Consider the following 6872-nt stretch of genomic DNA (forward strand, 5'->3'; position numbering starts at 1 on the left):
GCGATGATCCGGGCGGCATCGGCCGGAAGGGCCGCGCCGTCCTTGTCTCGCGAGGGCCCTGCATTATAATGAATGCCGCTCCCGAACGACCGCCGCGGGTCGACGGACAGTCCAAGATGCCTGAGAGACTCTGGTCGCTGAACGATCTGGCGCGCTTCCTGCGCTTCGAGGATCCCGAGGTGCGCTACTGGGCCGCCGACCGCCTGGGGCGGCACTACACGAAGGAAGCCACCGACCTCCTGGCCCCCTATCTGTTCGACGAGCACGATCTGACGCCGGAGCTGGTGGCGGCCCACCTCGGGAAGCACGGCTCCGCCTCGCACCTGGCTGTCCTGGCGCGCGGGGTGAAAACGCTGCGCGGCCTGCCGGCGGCGCGTGCCCTCGAGGCCATGGTGCGCCTGCGCGCCCCGGAGGCGCTCGAGACGGTCAAGGAGGCGTTCGACCGGCGGGACTTCGACGAAGAGTGCTGGTCCTACATTCTCGACGCCCTGGCCGAGCGGGGGGACGCGCCGGCGCGTCGTGAGCTCCTGGCGTTCCTGAAGCGGCGGGCCGACTGGGTCGGCTCGCCGGCCATCCTGGCTTCGGCCCTGCACGTGACCGAGCCGGGGGAGTACCGGGTCCTGCTTTTGGCCTGGATCCGGTCGCTGCAGTGGAAGGGGGCCTCGGGCGGGGACGCCGGTGAGGCGTTCCGCGTCCTGATGGATCATCTTCAAGTGGATGACTGCGGCTGGTGCTTCCGGACCAACCTGAGCGGACGGATAGATTTCGAGCGCACGCTCAAGGCGATCGAGTCGGCCTACAACTGCGAGATGCGCGCCGCCCTGGGAGAGCCTTCGGTCCGGGCGATCGCGGCCGCCCTCGAGGCCGGGGCGTTCGAGGACAGCGCGGCGACGCTGGCGCGCACCGTGAAGGAGCGGGCGCGGGACGTCCGGTCCGCCCCGGGGGACGACCTGGCCGATCGGATCGTCGAGGTGGCGGTCTCCTGGGCCGACGCCGAAATCGTCGGCCTGGTCGAAGGGCTCGGCCCGCACCTGCGCGAGTGGGTCATCGGGTTTCTCATCGCGGCGGTCGTGAAGATGGCGCGCTACCGCAACTACGAGCTCGAGGTGCGCCGCTCCGCCGCGGACCTCGACGCCCTGGCGGCGCTCCTCGAAGAGGAAACGTCGTTCCTGCTCGACAGGCTGCCGCAGGCGATTCGCAAGGCGGTGGAGGCGTCGGGGGAGGCGGGGGCGCCTGGCCGCTCCCAGGCGCGCCGTCGGGTCGAGGACCGGTGCCTGGCGATCCTCGCCGCCCGCGGGCCGTTCTTTCCGCAAGGGATGGCGCTCGAGACTCTCGGCGAGCTGCGCTCGGTCGGGGCGGTGAACGAGATCCTGGACTTCCTGACGGAGGAGAATTCCTACCTCTACGAGGCGGCCGAGCACGCGCTGTCCCGGCTCGACGAGGCGGTCATCGAGCCGGCACGCGCCCGCCTGGCGGCCGGCAACGTCGAGGAGGACGCCGGACACAGCCTGCTCATCACGCTGTGCGAGATCGGCACCCCCGAGGCGCTCAAGGTGGTCCTCGAGCACCTCGAGTTCTTCGTCGATGCGGCCGGCCCCGGCAACTCGGCGCGCTGGATATCCCTCCTGGGTTCCCGCGAGCTGATCGACGCCCTGCGGCGCCACCTCCCGAAGGACACCGCCCAGGTCGGTCAGGCGATCCTCCTCCTGGCGGCCATCCACAACACCCGGGTCCCCGAGGAGGCCACGATCCGGCGGGCGATCGACGATTTCTGGAAGAAGCACCCGGAGGAAGGGGAGGACGGCGATGACCCGGGGCCGGGCGACGGCTCGGACAAGTATCTGATGTGAGGGGGGAGATGGGCGACGATTCGAGACAAGGAATGGGACGCGCCAGCTGGGCGCTGGTCCTGACGCTGCTGGCGGCTCCGGCGGCCGCACCGGCAAGGGGCGCGGCCCCTGCCGCCTCTCCGAAGCCGGCCGGCCAGGGAGCGCCCGCGACGGAGCCGCCGCCCCCCGCTGTCACGTCGATCCTGTTCGCCCCCCGGGCGCGGAAGATGTCCGCCTACACGATGAACGGCCGATTCGAGATCATGACCCGCGATGTGACCTTCGAGGCCCCTCCAGCCTACATCGACGGGTTCAATTTCTGGGCGGGCCGGATGAAGGGCCACAGGCGCACCGAGGTCTACCAGATGGTGACCCAGACACAGGAACCCGGGCCCGGCGGCGTGGTGCCGTTCCGACGATCCGTCCCGAAATTCAACATCGAGTTCGAGATGCAGGGCCAGGTCTTCGCCCCTACGGGCTCGCTCGAGCGCGACATGGTCAGCCTGGTCTGGGAGGGAACGTTCGATCCGTCCGGGAACCTGAAGGAGAAGCGGAAGGTCGGAGGAAGGGACAACCCGGACTTCGCCTTGCTGGGGATCGACGAGATCGATCGGATCTTCCCCGTGGTCGAGTCGGGGGCGCGCGAGCTGGCGATCGGTGAGGGCTTCAAGGAGGAGCGCATCATGCCGCTCCCCACCCGTCTGACCATCACCGGGTTGGAGGCCCTCACCATCAAGGTCACGCGGGACTACACCCTGAAATCCATCGAGGGGGGGCTCGCGACCTTCGAGGTCAAGCTGAGCTACAGCGCCGACCCGGCCTTCAAGCCCACCGCAGAACACACGACCTGCGCCATCAGCGGCGGCGGCGTCGGCGATGCCACGTTCGAGGTGCCCCGCGGCGTCTTCCTCAGGTCGAGGGTCCCCACGACGCTGCACCTCGACATCGAGGCGCCGCTGCGTCCCCTTCCCGAGCATCCCGAGACGGAGGTCGCGGCGCAGGGAAAGTCCCACATCGATCTCGACATCACGCTGTTCGGGCAGCAGACGGTGGTGCGAACCTGGGGCGACGAGGAGAAGTGAGGAAGGGCCGCGGGGCGGTCGGCAACCCCGAGGGGCGATTCGAGACACAGAGGCTCGTGGAAGCCGATTACGGCTGGGCCTCCGGGGACGAGGAGGACGCCCCACCCCGCCTGCCGACGACCGTCACGCCCGAGCAGACCCGCACGATTCTGTCCCGGAACGACTCGCCCGACATCTCCTTCGACCGGTCGATCAACCCGTACAAGGGCTGCGAGCATGGCTGCGTCTATTGTTTCGCGCGGCCGACACACTCCTACCTCGGTCTGTCCCCCGGGCTCGATTTCGAGACGAAGATCGTCTCCAAGCCGGAGGCGGCGCGGTTGCTGCGCGAGGAGCTGCGGCGGCCCGGCTACCGGTGCGAGGTGATCGCCCTGGGCGCCAACACCGATCCGTACCAGCCGGTGGAACGTGAATTGAAGATCACCCGCAGCATCCTGGAGGTTCTGAAGGAGCACAGGCATCCGGTCGGGATCGTCACGAAGGGGAGCCTGGTCCTGCGCGACCTCGATCTCCTGGCCCCCATGGCCGTCATGCGCCTGGCGACCGTCATGATCTCGATCACGACGCTCGATCGCGATCTGGCGCGCCGGATGGAGCCGCGCGCGGCCAGCCCCGAGAGGCGGCTTGCGACCCTTCGCGCGCTGAACGAGGCGGGGGTCCCGACAGGCGTCCTGTCGTCGCCGATGATCCCGGGGCTCAACGACGCGGAGCTCGAGCGGATCCTGGAGGCCGCCGCCTCGGCGGGAGCCCGCACCGCGGGGTACGTCATCCTGCGCCTCCCTCACGAGCTGCAGTCGATCTTCGGCGAGTGGCTCGAGGCCCACTATCCGCTTCGGGCGGCGCACGTCCTCAATCTGGTGCGGGAGACCCGCGGCGGGAAGCTCTACGACAGCGAGTTCGGGCTGCGGATGAAGGGAACGGGGCCGTATGCCGACATCCTGCGTCGCCGCTTCGAAACCGCCTGCCGCCGGCTCGGCCTGACGGGCAGCCGGTTGGAGCTCGATACGACGCAGTTCCGGGTGCCGCCGCGAGCGGGGGATCAGCCGGGATTGTTCGATCCGGAATAGACGATCAGCGCCGTATGCGGGCCAGCGTTCCCAGGTCCCAGGCGGCGAGGCTCCAACCGCCGTTGCCGCCGAACGCGCCCAGCATCACCAGGTCATTGATGCCGTCGCCGTCCAGATCGGTGAGGACCGGCCGGGACGCGGCCAGCAGCCCCGGGGCATCGAACGGGAAGCCGCGGATCGGCTGCCCCGTCGCCCGCAGGCCGAACACGCGCAGGTAGGAGCTGCCGGCGTACTGGTTGCTGACCGCCTGAAGGAGGTCGGGACGCCGGTCGCCGTTCAGATCGCCGACCACCCAGGGGGTGGCCTCGGAGAACTGCGAGCGCACGAAGTTGCGGTGCGCGGCGACGGGGAATCCCTGCAGGATGTTGCCCGATTCGTCGAAGCCTACGAGCTGCTCACCGTCCTGCTGCAGGATGTCCAGGAGCCCGTCGGAATCCAGGTCGAGGACCACGGAGCCCCACGGGGCGCCGGACTCGAGCACGCGCGGCCAGCCGGGGAAGGTCGAGCCGTCGGATCGAAGGACGTGCACGGCGGCGGGGACGAGCGGCCCGCCCGCGCTGGGTTCCGGTATCGGCTCCAACGTGTCCCCCTGGAACGGGAGCGTCGCCTGCACCAGCTCCAGGCGGCCGTCGCCATTCAGGTCGCCGCAGGCGGGAGCCTGGCGGTCGACGATTTCGGGACGATCTGGATCGGTCAGCCACTTCGGGAACCCCGGAAGCATCCGGCCGTCCCCTCCGACCACGGCCACCCGCGGGGCCGGGGAGGATTCCACGAAAATCAGCTCCTTGCGGCCGTCGCCGTCGAGATCGGCGGCCGCCATGTCGGCGTTGATCTCCCGGATCCGTCCATCGCGGTCCGGGCCGAGCCGGACCGGCCAGCCCGGCAGCGTCGAGCCGTCCGCCCTGAAGGCCAGGACCAGGCCGCGGTTCATCCCGCGGATGACCTCGAGCCCCCCGTCCCCCGTCAGATCGGCCACGACCGTCGGGATGGTCGAGCAGGTGTAATACTCGCTCCCGGCGGAGCGCAGCTCGATCGGCCAGCCCGGGAGATCGGCCCCGTTCGACCGAATCGCGTACAGGAAATTGCGCCGCATCGGGGTGCCCGAGACGATGCAGGTCACGATTTCGGGAGAGCCGTCGCCGTCGAGGTCACCGATTGCCGGGTCGCCGACCGGGAACGCCGGCTGCGGGAGGTCGTCGAACGTTCGCGGCCAGCCCGGCAGGCGCGTTCCGTCGGGGCGAAGGACCAGGACCTGGCCGTTCGGGACCGACACGACCAGATCGCGGCGGCCGTCCCTGTCGATGTCGGCGGCCAGGACCGAGCCCTGCCGCGGCCGGTAGTCGACCGTCTGGAAGAACGGGATGGGGAACCCGGTCGCATACGACGGGGCCTGCGGAATGCTCCCGGGCAGGCTGGTCTCGACCAGAGTGGCGCTCCAGGGTGTCCCCAATGGCAGGACCAGGACCCCCAGGCCCAGAACGACGAGTGTTATGAGTGCGGGAAATCGCGACCGGATCCGATGCGGCGAGGCATGGAACATCGGCGTCCCCTCAAGTTGGAGATCACCATATACCCCCGGAACCTTCCAACTGCAATCAAAAAAGTGCTTTGCTCCCCGCGGGGGATCGGGTTAAATCCCGTCAGCCATGAGAGATGAGCCGACAGCGCAGGGAATGTCCCCGGGGGTGAGGGTGCGATTTGCGCCCAGCCCGACCGGCTTTCTGCATGTCGGAGGGGCCCGGACGGCCCTGTTCAATTGGCTGTTCGCCCGCCGCCAGGGAGGGGTGTTCATCCTGCGGATCGAGGACACCGACACGGAGCGATCGACCGAGGAGAGCGTCCGGACGATCCTCGAAGGCCTCGGCTGGCTTTCGATCACCTGGGACGAGGGGCCGTTCTTCCAGTCGCGCGCCGTGGAGACGCACCGCGCCCTCGCCCTGCGTCTTCTGGAGCAGGGGAGGGCGTACCGCTGTTTCTGCGCCCCGGCGGACCTGGACGCGAGGCGCAAGGCGGCGGAGGCGGCCGGGGTCCCCTGGAAGTACGACCGCGCCTGCCTGGCGGTCCCCGCCGAGGAGGCGGCGCGCCGCCACGGGGCAGGGGAAGCCGCGGTCGTCCGCTTCCGCGTCCCCGACGGCCCCATCGCCTGGGACGACCTGGTGCACGGCCCGACGTCGTTCGATTCGGCGGTGATCGAGGACATCGTCCTGCTGCGCTCGAACGGCTCCCCGACGTACAACCTCTCCTGCGTCTCCGACGACATCGAGATGAGCGTCACGCACGTGATCCGCGGGGACGATCACATCAGCAACACCCCGAAACAGGTCCTCCTGTACCGGGCCGCCGGCGCGCCGCCGCCCCGGTTCGCCCACCTGCCGCTCATCCTCGGGCCCGACAAGAAGCGGCTCAGCAAGCGGCACGGCGCCGTCTCGGTGACGGAGTACCGCGACCAGGGGTATCTTCCGGAAGCGATGTTCAACTTCCTGGCCCTCCTCGGCTGGTCGCCGGCGGAGGGGCGCGAGAAGATGACCCGGGAGGAGATGACCGCCGCCTTCCGTCTCGAGGAGATCAACCGGAAGGGGGCGGTTTTCGACGAGCAGAAGCTCGAGTGGCTCAACAGCCAGTACATAAACGATCTGCCCCCCGACGTCCTGGCCGCGATGATCCGCCCCGGACTGCAGGCCGGGGGCCTCTGGGCGGGTGACCTCGACGAGGGGGGCGCACGCCGCGCCCGGTTCCTGGGAGTCGTCGAGGCGCTCAAGGCGCGGTCGAAGCGGCTCCCCGATTTCGTGCGCGATGCCCGTCCGTTCCTGTCCGATGAATTCGACTACCGGCCGGAGGCGGTGGACAAGCACCTGAAAGGGGGCGGCAAGTCGGGCGGACCGGCCGTCGTCGCC

The 6872-nt window shown here is 69.5% G+C and carries 5 protein-coding genes; 4 read left to right on the plus strand and 1 reads right to left on the minus strand.

Annotated features, from left to right (window positions below; all coding sequences use genetic code 11):
- Positions 1–116: 116 nt before the first annotated feature.
- Genes VGV60_04185 through VGV60_04195 form a run of 3 tightly spaced genes read left to right on the plus strand, consistent with a single transcriptional unit; the run spans position 117 to position 3978 of the window.
- The gene (locus tag VGV60_04185; protein ID HEV8700454.1) at positions 117–1850 is read left to right on the plus strand and encodes a hypothetical protein; all 1734 of its coding nucleotides are present in this window, start codon (positions 117–119) and stop codon (positions 1848–1850) included.
- Positions 1851–1882: 32 nt separating this feature from the next.
- Complete coding sequence (locus VGV60_04190; protein HEV8700455.1) at positions 1883–2911, plus strand: hypothetical protein; 1029 nt, start codon at positions 1883–1885, stop codon at positions 2909–2911.
- The gene (locus VGV60_04195; GenBank protein ID HEV8700456.1) at positions 2890–3978 is read left to right on the plus strand and encodes a PA0069 family radical SAM protein; all 1089 of its coding nucleotides are present in this window, start codon (positions 2890–2892) and stop codon (positions 3976–3978) included. The genes VGV60_04190 and VGV60_04195 overlap by 22 nt, the downstream gene beginning before the upstream one ends.
- A gap of 4 nt (positions 3979–3982) precedes the next feature.
- On the opposite strand, the gene VGV60_04200 is transcribed toward VGV60_04195, so the two are convergent.
- The gene (locus tag VGV60_04200; protein ID HEV8700457.1) at positions 3983–5518 is read right to left on the minus strand and encodes a VCBS repeat-containing protein; all 1536 of its coding nucleotides are present in this window, start codon (positions 5516–5518) and stop codon (positions 3983–3985) included.
- A 145-nt stretch (positions 5519–5663) separates the two neighbouring features.
- On the opposite strand from VGV60_04200, the gene gltX reads away from it, so the two are divergent.
- Positions 5664–6872: glutamate--tRNA ligase (gene gltX, locus VGV60_04205; protein HEV8700458.1), on the plus strand; the 1209-nt coding region annotated here is incomplete at its 3' end.

The organism is Candidatus Polarisedimenticolia bacterium (assembly GCA_036001465.1).
In the GTDB taxonomy this organism is placed as follows: Bacteria; Acidobacteriota; Polarisedimenticolia; order Gp22-AA2; family Gp22-AA2; genus Gp22-AA3.